Source organism: Streptomyces sp. SID13726 (assembly GCF_010548375.1).
Classification (GTDB): domain Bacteria; phylum Actinomycetota; class Actinomycetes; order Streptomycetales; family Streptomycetaceae; genus Streptomyces.
This window is the reverse complement of the sequence record NZ_JAAGLY010000879.1, coordinates 1-383: the sequence shown is the minus strand read 5'-3', so window position 1 is coordinate 383 and position 383 is coordinate 1. Positions and strand designations below refer to the sequence as shown.

The 383-nt window shown below is 70.5% G+C and carries 1 protein-coding gene; it reads right to left on the bottom strand.

The window, feature by feature from the left end; genetic code table 11:
• Positions 1–383, bottom strand: a 383-nt coding sequence (locus G3I78_RS50780) for an FGGY-family carbohydrate kinase (RefSeq protein WP_275424961.1), incomplete at both ends; no start/stop codon positions are given.

Sequence of the window (383 nt, the reverse complement as noted above, 5' to 3'; positions counted from 1 at the left end):
TTCGTCACGGCCTTCTTCCAGTTCCGGTAGAGGCGCTCGCGCTCGGAGTCGTCCATCGACGGGCTCCACCGCTTGTCCTCGGCCCAGTTGTCGATGACGTCCTGCTCGCCCTGCCAGAACCCGACGGCGATGCCGGCGGCGTAGGCGGCGCCGAGCGCGGTGGTCTCCGCGACCTTGGGGCGCACGACGTCGACGCCGAGCTGGTCGGCCTGGAACTGCATGAGCAGCTCGTTGGCGACCATGCCGCCGTCGACGCGCAGCTCGGTGAGGTCGACGCCGGAGTCGGCGTTCATGGCGTCGAGCACCTCGCGCGTCTGGAAGGCCGTGGCCTCCAGCGCGGCGCGCGCGATGTGGTTGCGGTTGACGTACCGGGTGAGGCCGAC